Below are 18,936 nucleotides of genomic sequence, written 5' to 3' on the forward strand. Positions count from 1 at the left end.
GTGAAAGTCGAGCAAGACCCGTGGCGACCCCACACGCCACGCCGGCACTTCCGCACGCGCTCACCCGTATGCCGTTCGCATGGAGGAACCATGACCGCGCACGCCGGCACCACCCTGAGCAGCCAGGAACTCCTCGATCTGACGCAGCACGAGATCCAGGCCCTGCTCACCGAGTTCAACCTCGCAGACGCCCACACCCACCAGCGCCAGTCCGCCGCCCAGCACAAGATCGTCGAGCGGCTGCCCGAGCTCTGGTACGAGGCGGAAGAGGGCCTCCAGGCCACCTACGAGCAGCGGTTCATCGAGGCGTTCTTCCGCCTCCACCGCCAGCCCACGGCGCTCGCCAAGAACAAGACGCTGCTGTCCTACGCCGCCTCCATCTCCACCATGGTCGTGGCGATGTACCTCAAGCAGCAGCGCATGGCCGTGACCCTCGTCGAGCCCTGCTTCGACAACCTGCACGACGTCCTGTCGAACATGGGCGTCCCGCTGTACCCCGTCGAGGAGTCGGCGCTGCACGACCCCGACCGGATCTACGCCGAGCTCAAGCGGCGGGTCCGCACCGACGCGCTCTTCCTCGTCGACCCCAACAACCCCACGGGCTTCAGCCTGATGCACTCCGGGCGCAAGGGCTTCGAGGAGGTCGTCCGGTTCTGCAAGGACCACAACAAGCTGCTCATCATCGACTTCTGTTTCGCGTCCTTCACCCTCTACGACCCGGAGCTCGCGCGGTTCGACGTGTACGAACTGCTGGAGGAGTCCGGGGTGCGGTACCTGGCCATCGAGGACACCGGGAAGACCTGGCCGGTGCAGGACGCGAAGGCGGCCATGCTCACGGCCAGCGACGACATCAAGGAGGAGGTGTACAACCTCCACACCAGCGTCCTGCTGAACGTCTCGCCCTTCGTCCTCAACATGCTGACCCAGTACGTGGAGAACTCGGAGGCGGACGACCTCGCGTCGATCCGCGACGTCCTCGACATCAACCGCGAGGCCGTCAAGGAGGCCCTCCAGGGCACGATCCTCGAATACCAGGAGCCGATCGCGAAGACCAGCGTGGCCTGGGCCAGGATCCAGCACCCCGACCTCACCGCGACCGAACTCCAGCGGGAACTGCGGGAGGTGGGCGTCTACGTCCTGCCGGGCCGCTTCTTCTACTGGAGCCAGCCGGGCCGCGGCGAGCCGTTCGTCCGCATGGCCCTCGCGCGCGAGCCGGAGATGTTCGCCGGCGCCATGAAGCGCCTGCGGGAGGTGCTGGACCGCCATGAGCGCTGACGACACCGGCGCCGCCCGGGACGCGTTCATCGACGCGGAGCTCTTCCTCGGCATGCACAGCGCCGACGACTCCGTGCGCGTCGCCGCCAAGGCGTTCTTCGTTCGCCGCCTCGACGGGCGCGTCGTGATGAGCCTGGAGCAGGTCGGCCGCTGCGACGACGTCATCTGGGGCTTCTCCCGCGAACTCCAGGACCTCTACTACCCGTTCATGGACCACCTCCACACGGTCATGGACATCAGCCGGGAGGGGTACGACCGGGCCGACGTCCGACTGGCCCTCTCCGACACCGGGACACCCCCGTGGCTGCCCTTCGCCGACCGCATGCTGCTCGGCCAGGTGATCAACCGGAAGGGACTGCTGCACACCGTGGGCCCCCGGTCGGCCGACTTCGAGGGCCTCCCCGTCCGCGCCGTGGCCGACTGGCCGGCCGGTCAGCCGGAACCCGCCTTCCCCGAGCCGCTGGAGCGGCTCTACCGTGAATCGCTCGCGCTGCGCCTGCCCGCCGGCGCCGGCGCCCTGTCCGAGGGAGCCTGAGATGAACCAGGGAGTGATCGCGGCCCTGGTGACCCCCTTCTCCGAGACCGGCGAGGTCTCGGAGGGCGGAGTCGCCCGGCTGCTCGACACCCTCCGCCCCCACGTCGACGCCCTGCTGCCCAACCTCAGCACCGGCGAAGGTCGTTGGCTCGACGACGGCCAGTGGGAGGACATGCTCCGGGCCACCGTGAAGCACGCCGGCGAACTGCCCGTCCTCGCGGGCGTCCTGCGGCCCACCACGGAACAGGTCCTCGAACGGGCCCGGGTGGCGGCCGACCTCGGCGCCCACGGACTGGTCGCCACCAGCCCGTACGGCACCGGTGTCACCCAGGGCGAGATCTACCGCCACTTCGCGGACCTCGCCGAGCACAGCGGCCTGCCGGTGATCGTCTACCACGGCACCGAGGTCTCCGGGAACTCCGCCGACCTCGACACGCTGCTCCGGATCTGCGCCCTGCCCTCGGTGGTGGGCGTCAAGGACTCCTCGGGCAGCTCCGCCTTCACCCGGCGGCTCGTCGAGGCCCGGCCCGGCGCGCGCGTCCTCGCCGGCCTCGAACACCTGCTGCTCGAATCCGGCCCCGTCGACGGATACGTCGTGGCGCTCGCCAACGTCGAACCGGCCCTGTGCGCCGAGCTGTTCGCCGGCCGTCTGGCCGACCCCGAGGGCCCCCTCGCCGCGGCCTGCGAGCGCTACGGCCTGGAGAAGGACGACTGGTACCGCTGGGTCAAGACCGAGCTGTACCGCCGCGGGGTGCTGGAGACGGACCGGACCGTGGACACCGGGGAGGTCCCGTCATGACCGTCGCGGCGAAGACCGCCGGGACGGTCCCGCCCGCCCGATCCGCCGGTCCGGTCGCGGAGTCGGTGCACCGGGAGCTGTTCCGGCACAACCGAGGCCTCCTGGACTCCCGTCTGCTCGCCCGGGTCGAGGAGATCGAGCGGGACTGGATCGTTCCGCTCGTGGCCTCCCTCGACGCCGGCGGCGAGCCGGTCCCCGACCGGGCCGCCTGGCAGCGGCTCCTCGACGGCCTGCTGGCGGAGGAGCGGGCGGGCAGCCCGGCCGGCGAGTACCTCGCCGACCACGCGAGCCGCGAGGAGTTCACCCTCGTCGTGAGGGAGTTCGCGCTCGACGGACTCACCGAGGCGCAGAACTTCTTCCCGGCCGTCCCCCGGCTCCCCATCAAGGCCCAGATGGCCGTGATGCGGGTCCTGATCGACGAGTTCGGCTGCGGCAACCTCCAGCAGGCGCACTCCCAGCTCTACCGGCTGCTCCTGGCGGAACTGGGCCTGCCGCAGGAGCCCGAGGGCTTTCTCGACACCACCGGGGACGAGACCTTCCGGTTCCTCAACGTCTTCTACTGGCTCACCCAACGCGCCCCGCACGTCGAGTACTTCCTCGGCGCCCTCGCCTACCTGGAGGCGTCCATCCCGGACGCCTTCACCCACCAGGCCCGGGCCTGCGAGCGGCTCGGCATCCGGCAGGGCCGCTACTACACCGAGCACCTGCACATCGACACCTTCCACATGCAGGAGATGCAGCTGGCCATCAAGGAGTACGAGACGGTCCACGGCCTCGACCCGGCCAGGCTGTGGACCGGAGCCCGGCTCCTCTCCGTACTGATCGGCGACGCCTTCGACACCGCCGTGGCGCGGGCCAGGGAGCTCACCGGCCGGGCGGCGGCATGACGGGCCTCGACCCCGCCGCCGAGCCGGCGACGCTCACGGAACTCCCCGGCGACCGGCTGCGCGTCCGCGCCGCCGGCCAGGAGTTCGTGATCGACGCCTTCTGCCCGCACCGCAAGGGACGCCTCGTCCACGGCTACGTGAACGCCCGCACCCTGCGCATCAGCTGTCCGCTCCACCACAGCGGCTTCGACCTGACGACCGGCTGCGCGGTCCGCGGCCCCGGCGACGACCCGCTGACCGTGTACCGGGCGGGCGTCTGGCCCGGCTACTACGGCTCCGAGCAGGTCTGGCTCCCCGCCTCCGAGCAACTGCTCGACTGGGGCGAGGAGTTCCACGAGCTGATGCTGGGCGACGACCTCCGCATGACGGCCTTCAGGACCGCCATCGCCGAGGCCGTACGCCCCGGGGACGTCGTCCTCGACCTCGGTACCGGCACCGGCATCCTGGCCCGCTGGGCCCTGGAGGCCGGAGCGGCCCGGGTCTACGGCATCGACCTCAACGAGAAGGTGCTCGCCACGGCGACCGAGCGCCTCGCCGAAGCGGGCTTCGCCGACCGCTTCGTCCCGCTGTCCGGTCTCTCCTTCGACCTGGAGCTGCCCGAGCGGGTCGACATCGTGATCTCCGAGATCATGGGGAACCTCGCCGACAACGAGAACTTCTCCGCGATCCTCGACGACGCCCGGGAGCGCTTCCTGCGGCCCGGCGGCACGATGCTGCCCGGCCTGGTCGACAGCTTCCTGGTGCCCGTGGCCGCCGAGACCGCCCACGCCCAGCTGGCCGGCGAGGGCCCCCGGGACGCGGGCGGGCCCGAGCGGTTCGCGGCCCTGCTCGCCGCCCGTGGCGCGGAGAGCCCGTACGCCCTGTACTACGACACCGTCCTCCCGGTCGCGGGCCACCTCGCCTCGCCCCGGCTGGTCCGGCGCTACGACCCGGTGCCGGCCGGGCCGGCCGGGACGCAGACCTCGTACGACGTACCGCTGGCGTACACGGTGCAGAAGGACGGCGTGTTCACCGGGTTCAAGGGCTACTTCGTCGCCCAGCTGTCGGAGTCCGTCGCCCTCGACATCTCCGGGGACGACATCGAGGGACGCACCACGTCCGACAGCTGGAAGCACTGCTACCTGCCGATAGAGCGGCCCGTACGGGTCAGACGGGGCGACCGCATCGCCCTGACCTTCAGCCGCCGGGGCGGCCGCGACGGCGATCCCTTCGGCCAGACCTACAGCTGGGAGGGGAAGGTCCTCTCCGGCACCCGGGTGGTGGACCGGTTCGCACACAGCACCGGTCCCGCCGCCGACTGACCACCGCACGAAACCGAGCACGGGGGAGTACCGCAGATCATGAACGACAGCACGACAGCGATACCGGCCGAGCGCCACGGGGACGGCAGGCCGGTGCGGACGTACGACGTCGTCGCCCTCCACGTACCCATCGCGTACAACGAGTTCGGCGACCACGACCGCAACGGCACCCTGTACGTCCTGGCCTCGGACGCCCCGGAGCTGAGGGAGGTCGCGGCCACCTGGCCCACGCCCTTCCCCAGCTACCTGGAGCACCCGGAGCTGGTGCCGACGCCCCACCCGCTCGCCCGCCCGCTGGTCCTGCGGGTCCGGCGCGGCGAGCGGCTCCGGGTCCGGCTGACCAACGAGCTCGCCCGGCCGGCCGGCATCACCCTCCAGGGCGTCCGGTACGACGTCCGCACCATGGACGGACTCGCCGCCGGCGCCAACCCGGACAGCAGCGTCCCGCCGGGCGGCACCCGCGTCTACGAGTGGGTGTGCGAGCACGAGGGGGTGTTCCACTTCGGGGACATGTCCGACGCCCGGGGAGAGGGCTCGCAGAGCCACGGCATGGTCGGCGCGGTGGTCGTCGAGGCACCCGAGGCCACCTGGACCGACCCGGAGACCGGCGGACCGCTCGCCACCGGCCTGTACGCCGACGTCCATCTCCCGGACCGCAGCTTCCGCGAGTTCGTGATCTTCATGATGGAGTACCCGAGCAACGACAACCCGGCCGTCCCGCCGCCGATGCCCGGCCACGGCCACGGCGGAGGGCACGGCAGCGGCCACGGCACGGCCCAGGCCCTCGACGGCGCGGCCGCCGCCGCGGCCGGGATCTACCGGCCCGCCGCCTCCGCCACCGGCGCCCCGGCGGCCGGCCCCGGCACCTCGGACACCGTCGACGACCTCACGCCGGTCAACATCGCGATGCTCCCGGTCAACCACCGCATCGAGCCCATGGAATGGCGGATGCACCGCTACCGGCAGCTCCTCGACGAGGGCCGCATCGACCCCGTACGGGACGCGGTCCTCGGCGAGGAGGTGCACCACAGCTCCTGGCTCTTCGGCGACCCCTCCACACCCGTCCTGCGCGGCTACTCCGGCGACCCCACGGTCATCCGGCTCGTGCACGGCGGCATGCGCGACACCCACGTCTTCCACACCCACCTGCACCAGTGGCGGCTGCGGGCCGACGACGAGAACAGCCCGATCGTCGACTCCGTCAGCATCGGCCCGCAGGAGGCCATGACCCTCGAACTCGTCGGCGGCCTCGGCTCGACCCAGGGCGCGGTCGGCGACTCCATCTGGCACTGCCACATGTACGTCCACTTCCACATGGGCATGTGGGGCATGTTCCGGATCTTCGACACCCTCCAGGACGGCACCGGCGGGTACCCCGACGGCCGGCCGATCCAGCGGCTCGTACCACTGCCGCACCGCGAGGCCCCGCCGCTCCCGACACCCGAACGCCCCGGCTTCCCCGGCTTCCTGGCCGAGGCGGCCACCTTCCCGCAGAAGAACCCCCGCCCGCCGCGGACCCCGCTCCAGCCGCCGGGCATGGGCCGCGAGCCCACCCCGCTGGAGGCGGCCGCGTTCGTCACGGACCCGCGGCCCGGCGAGGCCTTCACCCGGGTCGGCCCACGGGACGCGCCGGTACGCCGCTACGACCTGGTCGTCACCAACGGCACCCTCCACTACCACGGCGACCCGACCGACGAGCACGCCGCGACCTGGCACGACCACAACGCCCACTTCTACGTCCTCGCCGAGGAGATCGAGGAGGCGGGCGGCCTCGCCGAGTTCAAGCGGCAACTCGCCGAGGGCGAACGGACCCTCGAACCCCTGGTCATCAGGGCCAACAAGGGCGAGGTGCTCGAACTCACCCTGACCAACTCCCTGCCGACCGGCCCCCAGAAGGAATCCGCCTTCGACCCGAAGCTCCCCTTCCAACCCGAGTGCGGACTCCACACCCACCTCGTCAAGTACGACCCGCTCATCTCCGACGGCTCCGCCGTGGGCTGGAACTACCTGTCGGCGACCACCACCGCCGACCAGGGAGCCGAGGCGAACGGACAGTACAACTCCTGGACGTACCGCTGGTACGTGGACGAGGACTTCGGAACCGTCCTCTTCCACGACCACCTCCTCGCCAACTACCGCCAGCGGCACGGCCTGTTCGGCGCGCTCATGACCGAACCCGAGGGCGCCGTCTGGGTGTCGCCCGACGACCACGACAAGGAACTGCGACGCGGCACCCAGGCCGTGATCAAGACCGCCGACGGCAAGGCCCACCGCGAAATGGTCCTGGCCATCGGCGACTTCGTCCCCATGGTCAAGCACGGCCACCACGACCACGGCGGCCCCGTCAACCCGCCGCCGTTCCCCGGAGCCCCCGACGACCAGGGCTCGATGGGCGTCAACTACCGCAGCGCGCCGCTCTCCGAACGCGGCGGCGACCCCGCCCACTGGTTCTCCAGCACCGTCCACGGCGACCCCGGCACCCCGCTGCTCCGCGGCTACCCCGGCGAGGACCTGCGGATCCACGTCCTCCAGGGCTCCCACGACCTCCAGCACAGCTTCACGCTCTCCGGAGCCCGCTGGCGCGAGTGGCCCGACCGCGAGGACACCGCCTGGCGCAACCAGCAGACCCTCGGCATCTCCAACGTCGCCGAACTCGCCCTCGCCCCCACCCTGGGACCCGGCGACCACCTCTGGTCGTTCGGCGCGGGCAACGACCTGTGGCTCGGCTGCTGGGGACTGCTCCGGCTGTACGGCAGGCCCCAGGCCGACCTGCCGCCCCTGCCCGGGCGCACCGCCGACGCCCCGCCGAGGCCCCCGCGCCGCCGGGTCCGCCGCCACACCGTCCGGGCCCGCGCCGAGGTCGTCACGTACCACCCGCTGCGCACCGACCCGTACGGCCTCGTCTTCACCGCCGAGGGCGACGGCGGCCCCGAGGAAGGACCGCTGGTCCTGCGCTGCCGGGCCGGCGAATGGGTGGAGGTCACCCTGATCAACGAGCTGGACGGGCCGCCGCCCGCCAGCCCCCTGGACCCGCGGCTGATGAACGAGGCCGACAGCGGGGCCCGGACGATCTCCGGCCGCGTCTCCCTCCACCCCACCCTGCTCGACTTCGACGTCCGCACCGACGACGGCGCCCACGTCGGCCGCAACGCCGACACCACGGTCAAGCCGGGCGCCTCCCGCACCTACCGCTGGTTCGCGGCCGAACCCGGCGTCGTCCTGCTGCGCTCGCACGCCGACGTCATCTCCCACCCGCGCCGCGGCCTGGCCGGCGTGCTCGTGGTGGAGGAGGCCGATGCCACCCCGTACGACCCGGACACCGGCCAGGAGCGGTGGACGGGCGAGCGGGCCGTGGTCCGCAGGCCGGACGCCGAGCCCGTACGGGAACTCGTCCTGCTCTCCCAGGACGGCCTGCGGCTCTACCACGACGGGGACCTGACCCAGCCGGTCACCGACCTCTTCTCGGACAGCCCCGACGACGCGGGCCAGAAGGCCTACAACTACCGCAGCGCCGCCCTGCACCCGCTGGACCCGGTGCTGTCCGACCCGGAGCCGCCGACCCCGCTGCTCACCTGCCGCGCCGGTGACCAGGTGGCCGTCCATCTGGCCGTCGCCTCGCACCGCATGCGCAACCAGGGCCTCACCGTGCACGGCCAGGTGTGGGACGCCTCGGAGACCGGCCTCGGCTGGTACGTGTCGACCCTCGGCGCCCTGGCCTCCGGAAGCACCCGGACCGTGCGCTTCCGCGCCCAGCACCCGGGCGACCACGTGTACCGCACCGGGAACCTCCACTGGGGTGTCAGCGAGGGCTGGTGGGGACTGATCCGCGTCGAGGAGGCACCATGACCGACAGCACGACGGACAGCACGGCCGGACAGGCCGAGGGGCGCGCCGCCGACCCCCGGCTGCCGGCCGCACCCGACACCATCGCCGTCTACACCGACCTCAACTGCTCCTTCGCGCACGTCGCCGTGCACCGCCTGCACGAGACCCGGCGGCGCCTCGGCCTCGAAGGGCGCCTCTGGTTCGACCTGCGTGCCTTCCCGCTGGAGCTGTTCAACCGGGAGGTCAACGCCCGGCCCGGGGTGGACTCGGAGATCTCCGTCCTCGGCGCCCTGGAGCCGGAGGCCGGCTGGCGGCTGTGGCAGGGCCCGGACTGGACCTACCCGGTGACCACCCTGCCGGCCCTGGAGGCGGTCCACGCCGCCAAGGAACAGAGCTGGCACGCGAGCGAACAGCTCGACCGGGCCCTGCGCCGCGCCTTCTGGGCCGAGGGCCGGTGCATCTCGCAGCGCCACGTGATCCTCGACGTGGCCGAGGAGACGGGCGCGGTCGACGTGACGGCGCTGGCCGAGGCATTCGACGGCGGCACCGCCCGCCGGGCGGTGATGGCCCAGTACGAGTCGGCGCGGGACGGCCGGGTCGACTGCAGCCCGCACCTCTTCCTGCACGACGGCACGGACAGCGCCAACCCGGGCATCCGGGCGCGCTGGGTCAACGGCGACTTCGGCACCGGCTTCCCCGTGATCGACGAGGACCGGCCGGAGATCTACGAGAAGCTCCTGACCCAGGCGGCGGACCTGCCGTAGCACCGGAGGGCGCCGGCGGTCCCACGACCCGGGACCGCCGGCGCCCTCTTCCCGCACGATCTCCGTTTGTCCACAGGTTGCGGCGGACGGCACCGGGGTGTCGGCGACGGCCGCTAGGCTTCTCGAATGGTCCTCTCCGACGAATCCGCCCAGGTCTCCGACGCCGCGCAGGTGCTCCACCGCGTCTTCGGCTACAGCTCCTTCCGCGGGGAGCAGCAGGAGATCATCGAGCAGGTCGTCGGCGGCGGCGACGCGCTCGTCCTGATGCCGACCGGCGGCGGCAAGTCGCTCTGCTACCAGATCCCCGCGCTCGTCAGGGACGGCACGGGCGTCGTGATCTCGCCGCTCATCGCGCTGATGCAGGACCAGGTGGACGCGCTCCGTGCCCTGGGCGTGCGGGCCGGGTTCCTGAACTCGACACAGGACCCGTACGAGCGGCAGTCCGTCGAGCAGGCCTTCCTCGCGGACGAGCTGGACCTCCTCTACCTGGCCCCCGAGCGGCTGCGCACCGAGGGGACGCAGCGGCTGCTCGACCGGGGCAAGGTGTCGCTCTTCGCGATCGACGAGGCCCACTGCGTCGCCCAGTGGGGCCACGACTTCCGGCCCGACTACCTGGCGCTCTCGATGCTGCACGAGCGCTGGCCCAAGGTGCCGCGGATCGCGCTGACCGCGACGGCCACCGAGGCCACCCACGCCGAGATCGCCGCGCGTCTGGGCCTGGAGGAGGCCAAGCACTTCGTCGCCGGCTTCGACCGGCCGAACATCCAGTACCGCATCGTCCCCAAGAACAACCCGCTGAAGCAGCTCCTGGAGCTGATCAGGACCGAGCACGACGGGGACGCCGGAGTCGTCTACTGCCTGTCGCGGTCGTCGGTCGAGAAGACCGCGGCGGCCCTCGTGGAGCAGGGCATCGACGCGGTGCCGTACCACGCGGGCATGGACGCCCGGACGCGGGCCGCGAACCAGTCCCGGTTCCTCCGCGAGGACGGCGTCGTCGTGGTGGCGACGATCGCCTTCGGCATGGGCATCGACAAGCCGGACGTCCGCTTCGTGGCCCACCTGGACCTGCCGAAGTCGGTCGAGGGCTACTACCAGGAGACCGGCCGCGCCGGCCGTGACGGGGAACCGGCCACGGCCTGGCTGGCGTACGGCCTCCAGGACGTCGTCCAGCAGCGCAAGCTCATCGACGGCTCCGAGGGGGACGAGGCCCACCGCCGCTCCCTCGGCATGCACCTGGACGCCATGCTCGCGCTCTGCGAGACCGTCGACTGCCGGCGCGTCCGGCTCCTGGCGTACTTCGGGCAGTCGGGCAAGCCGTGCGGCAACTGCGACACCTGCCTGACCCCGGCCGAGTCCTGGGACGGCACGGTCGCCGCGCAGAAGCTGCTGTCCACGGTGTGGCGGCTGGCGAAGGAGCGGCGCCAGAAGTTCGGTGCCGGCCAGATCATCGACATCCTCCAGGGCAAGAAGACGGCCAAGGTCATCCAGTTCGACCACGACAACCTGTCGGTGTTCGGCGTCGGGTCGGACCTGGGGACCGCGGAGTGGCGCGGCGTCGTCCGGCAGCTCCTCGCCCAGGGCCTGCTGACGGTGGAGGGCGACTACGGCACGCTCGTCCTGACGGAGGCCAGCGGCGAGGTGCTGGGCGGCCGGCGCACCGTCCCGATGCGCAAGGAGAAGGCGCCCGCCGCGGCGTCCCGCAAGGAGCCCGGGGCGCGCTCCTCGAAGGGCGCCCGGGTGCCGGTCGACCTGCCGGCCGGCGCCGTGCCGGTCTTCGAGGCGCTCCGCGCCTGGCGGGCCGCGACCGCCCGCGAGCAGGGCGTCCCGGCGTACGTCGTCTTCCACGACGCGACGCTGCGCGAGATCGCGACGCTGTTCCCCGCCTCGGTCGAGGAGCTGGGCACCGTCGGCGGAGTCGGCGAGGCCAAGCTCGCCAAGTACGCCGAGGGCGTCCTCGCCGCCCTCGCGGAATGCGGGGCCCCCGCACCGGCCGCGGCCTCCACACCGGCCGCGACCCCCGCACCGGCCCCGGCACCCGCGCGTGCGGGTGCGGGTGCCGCCGCGCCCGCACGAGCCGGAGCCGCCGGACGGGCCCCCGCGCCGCGCGCGGCAGCGGAGGCCCCCCGGCAGTCGCCGTTCGACGACGGACCGCCCTTCGACCTGGACGAGCCGCCCGCCGACCTGGACGATTTCGAGCCGCCCTGGGACGAGTGACGCACACGGCTCACCCGCCGGGCAGCTCCTTCGCCCGGCGGGCGTAACAGAAGACGTGCTCCTCCGGGCCCGCCTGCGCGTCGTCCGGCTGGAAGACGGAGACCTCGTGGTGCAGGACGTCGAGCCCGCACTCCTCGCGGACCTGGCGCACGTACTCCTCGGCGGAGAAGCTGGAGACCCTCACCCGGCGCCCCATCCACACGATCTCCACGTCCTCCACGTCCGCCGGGACGGTGGCCGTCACCAGATAGCCGCCGGGCGCCAGCCAGCCCGCCATCCGCCGCAGCGCGGCGGACACCTCCGCCCGGCTCATGACGAGCAGCGGGAAGAACGCGCACACGGCGTCGAAGCTGCCCTCCGGCGCCTCGAAGTCGTGGACGCCGCACTGCTCGAACCGCGCCCCCGGCACCTGCTCGCGGGCCAGCTCGACCATCGTCCGGGACACGTCGATCCCCGTCACCTCGCAGCCGGACCGGACCAGCAGATCGGCCACCGGGCGGCCGGTGCCGCTGCCCACGTCCAGGACGCGGGCCCCCGCGCCCAGCCGGTCCGTCAGCCACCCGACGGCCTCCAGCTGCGCGGGCAGCCGCCCGAAGGCCCGCTCGTACTCGATCCCCATGCCGTCGAACAGCTCCGCCGCCGACAGGGCCCGTCCCTCCGCCTCGTGTTCCGCCACGTCCGCTTCCCTTCCCTCGGGGTCGTCCTCGTACCGTCAGGGTCCGCCGGACGGCCCGATACGAGGCCGTCCGGCGGACCCACTACCCTTCTGGGGCGATCCCTACCACCGGGACCGCCGGTGCCGACATCGGAGGCTGCGCATGACGGGGAACGGACGAAGGGTCCTGCGAGGGATCGCCGCGACGGCGCTCGTGGGCGTCCTGGGCGCCGGGGCCGTCGCCTGCGGCGACGACTCCGCGGACTCGGCGGGCGGCTCGCCCGCCGGACTCACCGCCGTGCTCGGCACCGTGCCCGAGGCGGACGCCGGAGAGGTCCTCACCTACACCGACGTGACGGCGACCCGAAAGCTCGTGAAGCAGGACGACAAACTGTACGGCGGCCTCTCCGCGTACGGCATCCCCGAGGTCGCGCAGGCGGCCCGCGAGAAGCGCCCCCTCAAGGACACCCACGGCTTCGACGAGAACGACGTGAGCACCTCGCTCGGGATCGGCTCCGACCGCTGGCGGCTCACCGGCGGCTTCGACGTCGGCGCCGTCACCGACGGCATGAAGGAGCTGGGGTACACCGAGAGCGCGACCGACGGCGGAACGCTCCTGAAGGACCCGAACGGCGGCCAGGTCGCCGTCTCATCGTCCGTACGCTCCCTGTCGGTCTCACCGGACGCGCCCCCGCCCGCCCTCGCCGCGCCCTCGGCCCCGGTCGCGGACGACCCCGCCTACCAGGCCGTCGCCCGCTGCCTCGGCGACACCACCTACCACGCGACCTTCTTCGGCAAGGGCCGCGAGAGCCAGACGCCGGACGTCACGCTGTACGCCATCGGGGCCACCGCCGAGACCGACGGCACCTCGCGCGAGCGGCTCTGCGCGCTGACCGTCTCCGCCGACGGAGCCCGGCGCACGGCCGACAAGCTGCGGACGGCCACCGCCTCCGGCGAGCGCTTCGCCGGCGCCACCGTCGACGCGGGCAGCGGCGCCACCCCCATGGTCACCATGGAGTGGGCGAACGGACCCCGCGCGCGCCCCGGCGACCAGAACCGCACGATGCAGCTGCCGCAGCTGCTCATGAACGGGCGGTGAGCCGGAGATGACGACACTCGCCGAGGCCGACGCGCTCGCGGCCCGCGCCCACGCCGGCCAGGTCGACCTGATCGGCGTCCCGTACGTCGAGCACGTCCGGGCCGTCTCCGCGGGCCTCGAACCCTTCGGCGAGGAGCTGGCGATGGCCGGCCTCCTGCACGACGTCATCGAGGACACCGGGTGGACGGCCGAACGGCTCAGGGCCGCCGGCGTCCCGGACCGGGTCGTCGCCCTCGTCGAAGCCGTCACCAACCGGCCCGGACTGTCCTACGAGGCGAAGCTCCACCTCATCGCGCGGGACCCCGACGCCACCCTCGTGAAGATCGCCGACAACGCGCACAACAGCCGCGAGGACCGGGCGGCGGAGCTGCCGCCCGCCCGGCGCGAACGGCTCGCCGCCAAGTACCGCGGCGCGCGCGACATCCTGTGGGCGGGCGCCGACGCCGAGCACGTCGCGACGATCCTGACGGTCGTCAACCCCGGCCTCCTCCCCGAACTGCGCGCCCGGACCACCGGCGGAATGTGACCCGGCTCACGGGAACCCGTCCCGTGAGCCGGACAGACGACAGTCGTGAACACCGACACACGCGCACGGATCCGGGCCGGGGACCCCTCGGCCTTCGCCGAACTCTTCGACTCCCACGCCCGGAGCGTCTACAACCACGCCTTCCGGCTGACCGGCGACTGGTCGGTCGCCGAGGACGTCATGGCGGCGACCTATCTGGAGGCCTGGCGGCTGCGGCAGAAGGTCGACCCCGAAGGGGGATCGCTCCGGCCCTGGCTCCTGGGCGTCGCCACCAACGTCGCCCGCAACCACTGCCGGGGCAACCGGCGCTACCGGCGGGCCGCCTCCGCGTACGCCGCGGCCGGCGCCGCCGAGGCCGCGATGCCCGACCACGCCTCCGAGGTCGCGGGCCGGCTCGACGACCGGCGCCGCATCGCCGCCACCCTGCGGGCGCTCGGCACGCTCCGCCGCACCGAACGCGAGGTCCTCGTGCTCTGCCTCTGGGAAGGCCTCGCCTACACCGAGGTCGCCGCCGCCCTCGGCGTCCCCGTCGGCACCGTCCGCTCCCGCCTCTCGCGCGCCCGCGCCAAGCTGCGTACCGGAGCGGAGGAGGAACTCGCCCGCGGCACGGGGCAATCCGGCCTCGACGTCGGCCGACCCGGCCGTGACGTCGGCCAACCCGCCCGCGGCGCAGGGCAGTCCGACCCCGGCAGCCGGCAACCCGTCCGAGATCTCGCGGAATCGGTCCGGGAAATCCGGGAACCCGCCTCCCGCGCCCGACAGACAACAGGTGATCGCGTGAACGCGGTCCGGCCCGCACAGGAGGGAATCCGATGAACCCCGATCCGACCGAAACCCGAACGGCACCCCGGCACGAGCCCGGTGACCTTCCGGCGATCGAGGAGCGCGAACTTCCTCCGGGCCGTCACCAGTTCCACAAGGAGCGCCTGATGAGCCAGATCCACGACGACCGCATCGCCACCGCCGAGGCGCACGCCGCGCGCACCGCACGCGCCCGCAACCCCTTCCTGCGGAAGGCGGTCCTCCTGCCCGCCGTGACCGCCCTCGCGGGCGTGCTCGTGGTCGGCGCCCTCGTCCTCACCCCGGGCGGGACCGCCGGATCCGGGAACGGCCTCGCCGACGGCCCGGCCCTCACCACCCGGATCGGCGTCGTCGACCCGAAGGGAGCCCCGCAGCTCCTGGACCGCATCTCGCTCGCGGCCGCCGAGGCCGACGCCCCGAAGGCCGCCCGGGCGGACCAGTTCGTCTACATCGAGTCCCGCTCCGCCGGCACCCACGTGCGCACCGACAGCGGCGTGAGCAAGCTCGTCAGCGTGCCCCTGCACACCCGGCAGATCTGGAGGTCGACCGACGGCAGCGACGGCTGGCTGATCGAACCGGGCAACACCGAGCCCGAGGGCATCACCCTTGCCGGCCCCGACGAGCAGGGCAACGACCCGAAGCCGCACCTGGGCGCGCCCTCGCACGACTACCTCGCCCAGCTCCCCACCGACCCCGACGCCCTGCTGCGGAAGATCTACAAGGAGACCGAGGGCCAGGGCAACGGCCCGGACCAGCAGGCCTTCACCACCATCGGCGACCTGCTCGGCGAGAGCTGGCCGTCCCCGCAGCTCACCGCCGCGCTCTACCGGGCCGCCGCGAAGATCCCCGGCGTGGTCACGGTGGACAGCGCCACCGACGCCGTCGGCCGCAAGGGCGTCGCGGTCGCGCGACTCGACGAGGTCGGCGGCCAGCGCACCGAGTGGATCTTCGACCCCAAGACCCTCGTCTTCCTGGGGGAGCGCACGGTCCAGGTCAAGGGCAACGCCGGCGAGGGCGGACTGATCAAGCCCGGAACCGTCGTCTCCACCGACGCGATCATGGTCCGGGCCTTCGTCGACGACATGAAGGTCACCCCGTAAGGTCCGGTGGCCGAGCTCAGCCCGCGGCGGACCCGGAGGTCCGTCCCGCGATCCAGCCGGTGAGCTCGGCGGGCCGGTTGGTGATGATCCCGTCCACCCCGAGGGCGTCCAGCGCCTTCCAGCGGACGGGATCGTCCACCGTCCAGACGTTCACGGCGACGCCCGCCGCGTGCAGGTCGCCCACGATCTGGGGCCGGTCGGCCAGCGCGGCGTCCGAGACGTTGTACGCCGCGAGCCCCAGTTCCTCGGAGAGCCCGACCGGGTCCGCGTCGAGCGTGGAGCGCAGCAGCCCGATCGGCAGCTCGGGCGCGAGCTCGCGGGCGTACCGGAGCGTCGGGATGTCGAAGCTCTGCACGAAGACCCGGCCGCTCATGGACTGCTCCCGCACGTCCCGGACGATCCGGGCCACCTGCGCGTGGCTGTGGCGGCCCTTGATCTCCAGGAGGAGGTTCCCGCCGCGCTCGCGCAGGTCGGCCAGCTGGGCGGCCAGCGTCGGGACCCGGGCCCCGGCGTAGGCGGGGGCGAACCACGAGCCGGCGTCCAGCTCGTCGAGCCTGGCGGCGGTGAGGGAACGGATCGGGCCCGTGCCGTCGGTCGTCCGGTCCACGGTCGCGTCGTGCAGGATGTACGGCACGCCGTCCTTGCTGGGCTGGACGTCGTTCTCGATCCACCGCGCCCCGCCGCGCCGGGCCACCTCGTCGGAGACCAGGGTGTTCTCCGGGGCGGCGGAGGAGGCGCCCCGATGGGCGATGACGGTCGGTGCGGCCTGGGCCGCCGCCCGCCCCGAGGCACGGTCCCCCGGATCGGCGAAGAGCGTGGAGGGAGCGGCCAGGACCAGGACGGCGGCGAGCGCCGCCGAGCCGTAGGTGAGGCGCCCGGGGCGCCGGGACCGGGGCGCGGTCGATCGTCCGTCGTTCATGGACGCACAGCATAGATACGCAGGGTGACACGCCAGGGACCCCACACCGGACCGCACATGACGAATCCTCGACGCCCGCCGGGTCCCGCCGGCCGCGCGCTCACCCCCGCATCCGCAGGTACGCCTCCAGCTCCGCCGCCCCCGACAGCATCGCCCGCGCGCGGGCGGACAGCCGGCCGTGCCAGTCGCCCAGCGCCGCCTCCAGCGGCTCCGGACCGCCGGCCGACCGCACATGGGCGATCAGCGGGGCGATCCGCTCCAGCGGGTATCCGCCCCGCCTGAGCTGGTGCGCCATCCGCGCGTCCCGCACGTCGGCCTCGTCGTACACCCGGTAGCCGGTCAGCGGGTCGCGGCGCGGGCTCAGCAGACCGGCACGCTCCCAGGCCCGCAGCGTCGCGGGCCGGACGCCGAGCCTCCCGGCCAGCGTCCCGATGAACGTTCCCCCGGCCTCAGGGGCCGTGCCGGACGCCGGGACCCGGACGGCCGCCGGTCCCGCGACCGGCGCCGGCTCGTGGGCGAGCGGCGCGAGGTCCCGCAGGGCGCTCTCCACGGCCCGGAGGGTCCGCCGGTCGTCGAGGAGCTGGACGTGGCTCTCGTCGACGAGCCGGAACGCCTCCTCGACCGCGCCCTCGTTCACGGCCCGCATGATCGACGCCGCCGTCCCGTGACCGTGGCCCGGCACCAGCGCCAGGAAGGCGCGCAGGGCCGCCGCGTGCAGCGGCGTGTAGGTGCGGTGGCCATGGGGCGTGCGGTCGGCCGACGGGAGGATGCCGGCCTCCTCGTAGTTCCGGACGGCCTGCGTGGACAGACCGTGCCCACGCGCCAGATCGACCGGCCTGAGCCGATCCCCGCTTTGAAGGTTTCTCCCCATTCAGCCCATGATATCGGCGAAAAACCTCAACCGAGCCTTCAACGATAGCGTTGAAGGCATGGCGACCGACATCAAGGAAACCGCCCGTGCCTTCGAGGCTGCCGCCGTCCTGCGGCTGCTCCCGAACAGGCCCCGACTGCTCGCCCTCGGCGAGCCCACCCACGGCGAGGACACCCTCCTCGGCCTCCGCAACACCCTCTTCCGGCAGCTAGTCGAGGAGGGCTACCGGACCATCGCGATCGAGAGCGACTGCCTGATGGGCCTGCTCGTGGACGAGCACGTCACCTCGGGCGCCGGCACGCTCGACGAGGTCATGGAGCACGGCTTCAGCCACGGCTGGGGCGCGTCCCCGGCCAACCGCGAGCTCGTCCGCTGGATGCGCGCCCACAACGAAGGACGGCCCGCCTCCGAGCAGGTCCGCTTCGCCGGCTTCGACGGACCGCTGGAGATCGCCGCCGCGGCGAGCCCCCGGCAGGCCCTCACCGCACTCCGCGCCTACCTCGCGGCCCGGCTCGACGACGACCTGTTCCCCTGCACCGCCGACACCCTCGACCGACTGCTCGGCCCCGACGAGACGTGGACCGAACCCGCCGCCATGCTCGACCCGGCCCGCTCCGCGGGACGGTCGGCCGAGGCCCGTGAACTGCGGCTGGTCGCCGACGACCTGGCGGCCCTCCTCGACGCGCAGCGCCCCCGCCTCCGCGCGGAGTCCTCGCCGGAGGAGTGGCACCGGGCGTGCCTCCACGCCCGCACCGCCGTCGGTCTGCTGCGCTACCACCACTGGATGGCCGACACCTCCCCGGCCCGCCTGAACCGGCTGGTGGGCCTGCGGGACCAGATGATGGCCGACAACCTCCTCGCCCTCGCCGCCCGCGGCCCGCTGTTCGTCCACGGCCACAACTCCCACCTCCGGCGGGAGCAGAGCTCGATGCCCATGGGAGGACAGCTGCTGGAGTGGTGGGGCGCCGGAGCGCTGGCGAGCAGCCGCCTGGGCCGGGAGTACGCCTTCGTGGCCACGGCCCTCGGCACCATCCGCCACCAGGGCGTCGGCACACCCCCGCCCGACACGCTCGAAGGACTCCTGTACGAGCTCCCGGAGGAGGCCTGCGTCGTCGACACCCGACGGCTCACGACCGCCCTCGGCGACACCCCGCCCGTACCGCGCGTCTCCCCCTGGTACGGCTACGCCCCGTTCGACCCGGCCCACCTGGCGGACAGCGACGGGCTCGTGTTCGTCAAGGACATGCCGACCCCTTAGGCCCTGTCGTCGAACTCCCGCCTGCCCCGCGACGCCATGCACGCACTCTCGCCGCACCGGGCGCGGGCCCGCGTACCCGCGTACTGGATGTACGCGGGCCCGCGTAC

General features: G+C 73.1%; 16 protein-coding genes. 13 read left to right on the top strand and 3 right to left on the bottom strand.

Going from position 1 to position 18,936, the window contains the following annotated elements:
• Positions 1-90: 90 nt before the first annotated feature.
• The 8 genes from ACF08F_RS18260 (at position 91) to recQ (ending at position 11,600) form a co-directional block, all read left to right on the top strand.
• Positions 91-1,275, top strand: a complete 1,185-nt coding sequence (locus tag ACF08F_RS18260) for an aminotransferase class I/II-fold pyridoxal phosphate-dependent enzyme (RefSeq protein ID WP_392299503.1) — start codon at positions 91-93, stop codon at positions 1,273-1,275.
• The gene (locus tag ACF08F_RS18265; protein ID WP_392299504.1) at positions 1,265-1,810 is read left to right on the top strand and encodes a DUF6190 family protein; all 546 of its coding nucleotides are present in this window, start codon (positions 1,265-1,267) and stop codon (positions 1,808-1,810) included. Before ACF08F_RS18260 ends, ACF08F_RS18265 begins: the two co-directional genes overlap by 11 nt.
• Before the next feature lies 1 nt (position 1,811).
• Positions 1,812-2,609, top strand: coding sequence for a dihydrodipicolinate synthase family protein (locus tag ACF08F_RS18270; protein ID WP_392299505.1), 798 nt, complete (start codon positions 1,812-1,814; stop codon positions 2,607-2,609).
• On the top strand, positions 2,606-3,496 hold the full coding sequence (locus tag ACF08F_RS18275; RefSeq protein WP_392299506.1) for an iron-containing redox enzyme family protein: 891 nt from the start codon (positions 2,606-2,608) through the stop codon (positions 3,494-3,496). Before ACF08F_RS18270 ends, ACF08F_RS18275 begins: the two co-directional genes overlap by 4 nt.
• Positions 3,493-4,797: a methyltransferase domain-containing protein gene (locus ACF08F_RS18280; RefSeq protein ID WP_392299507.1), complete on the top strand. Its 1,305-nt coding sequence runs from the start codon at positions 3,493-3,495 to the stop codon at positions 4,795-4,797. Before ACF08F_RS18275 ends, ACF08F_RS18280 begins: the two co-directional genes overlap by 4 nt.
• Before the next feature lie 39 nt (positions 4,798-4,836).
• Positions 4,837-8,643 (top strand): multicopper oxidase domain-containing protein, encoded by a 3,807-nt coding sequence (locus ACF08F_RS18285; protein ID WP_392299508.1) that lies wholly within the window; start codon positions 4,837-4,839, stop codon positions 8,641-8,643.
• Positions 8,640-9,386, top strand: coding sequence for a DsbA family protein (locus ACF08F_RS18290; RefSeq protein WP_392299509.1), 747 nt, complete (start codon positions 8,640-8,642; stop codon positions 9,384-9,386). Before ACF08F_RS18285 ends, ACF08F_RS18290 begins: the two co-directional genes overlap by 4 nt.
• A 126-nt stretch (positions 9,387-9,512) precedes the next feature.
• Positions 9,513-11,600 carry a DNA helicase RecQ gene (recQ, locus tag ACF08F_RS18295; protein ID WP_392299510.1) on the top strand — a complete coding sequence of 696 codons (2,088 nt, stop codon included), beginning with the start codon at positions 9,513-9,515 and terminating at the stop codon, positions 11,598-11,600.
• Between the two features lie 10 nt (positions 11,601-11,610).
• Here the strand turns inward: recQ and ACF08F_RS18300 are convergent, their stop codons facing one another.
• Entirely contained in the window at positions 11,611-12,276 is a 666-nt protein-coding gene (locus ACF08F_RS18300; protein ID WP_392299511.1) for a class I SAM-dependent methyltransferase, read from the bottom strand.
• 142 nt (positions 12,277-12,418) lie between these two features.
• Here ACF08F_RS18300 and ACF08F_RS18305 point away from each other — a divergent pair, with 142 nt between their 5' ends.
• Genes ACF08F_RS18305 through ACF08F_RS18320 form a run of 4 tightly spaced genes read left to right on the top strand, consistent with a single transcriptional unit; the run spans position 12,419 to position 15,781 of the window.
• Entirely contained in the window at positions 12,419-13,354 is a 936-nt protein-coding gene (locus ACF08F_RS18305; protein WP_392299512.1) for a hypothetical protein, read from the top strand.
• Between the two features lie 7 nt (positions 13,355-13,361).
• A complete protein-coding gene (locus ACF08F_RS18310; protein ID WP_392299513.1) occupies positions 13,362-13,880 on the top strand; it encodes an HD domain-containing protein in 519 nt (172 codons plus the stop codon).
• 45 nt (positions 13,881-13,925) lie between these two features.
• Positions 13,926-14,696 (top strand): RNA polymerase sigma factor, encoded by a 771-nt coding sequence (locus ACF08F_RS18315; protein WP_392299514.1) that lies wholly within the window; start codon positions 13,926-13,928, stop codon positions 14,694-14,696.
• Positions 14,693-15,781 carry a CU044_5270 family protein gene (locus ACF08F_RS18320; RefSeq protein WP_392299515.1) on the top strand — a complete coding sequence of 363 codons (1,089 nt, stop codon included), beginning with the start codon at positions 14,693-14,695 and terminating at the stop codon, positions 15,779-15,781. The genes ACF08F_RS18315 and ACF08F_RS18320 overlap by 4 nt, the downstream gene beginning before the upstream one ends.
• A gap of 16 nt (positions 15,782-15,797) precedes the next feature.
• Here ACF08F_RS18320 and ACF08F_RS18325 read toward each other — a convergent pair whose 3' ends face one another.
• Both ACF08F_RS18325 and ACF08F_RS18330 read right to left on the bottom strand, forming a co-directional pair.
• Entirely contained in the window at positions 15,798-16,700 is a 903-nt protein-coding gene (locus ACF08F_RS18325; protein WP_392299516.1) for a glycerophosphodiester phosphodiesterase, read from the bottom strand.
• A 100-nt stretch (positions 16,701-16,800) separates the two neighbouring features.
• Entirely contained in the window at positions 16,801-17,571 is a 771-nt protein-coding gene (locus ACF08F_RS18330) for a TioE family transcriptional regulator (protein WP_392299517.1), read from the bottom strand.
• Positions 17,572-17,629: 58 nt separating this feature from the next.
• Between ACF08F_RS18330 and ACF08F_RS18335 the strand changes: the two genes are divergently transcribed.
• Positions 17,630-18,829, top strand: coding sequence for an erythromycin esterase family protein (locus ACF08F_RS18335; protein ID WP_392299518.1), 1,200 nt, complete (start codon positions 17,630-17,632; stop codon positions 18,827-18,829).
• Positions 18,830-18,936: the final 107 nt, after the last annotated feature.

The sequence above is a fragment of the Streptomyces sp. NPDC015130 genome, from assembly GCF_043080005.1.
GTDB lineage: Bacteria > Actinomycetota > Actinomycetes > Streptomycetales > Streptomycetaceae > Streptomyces.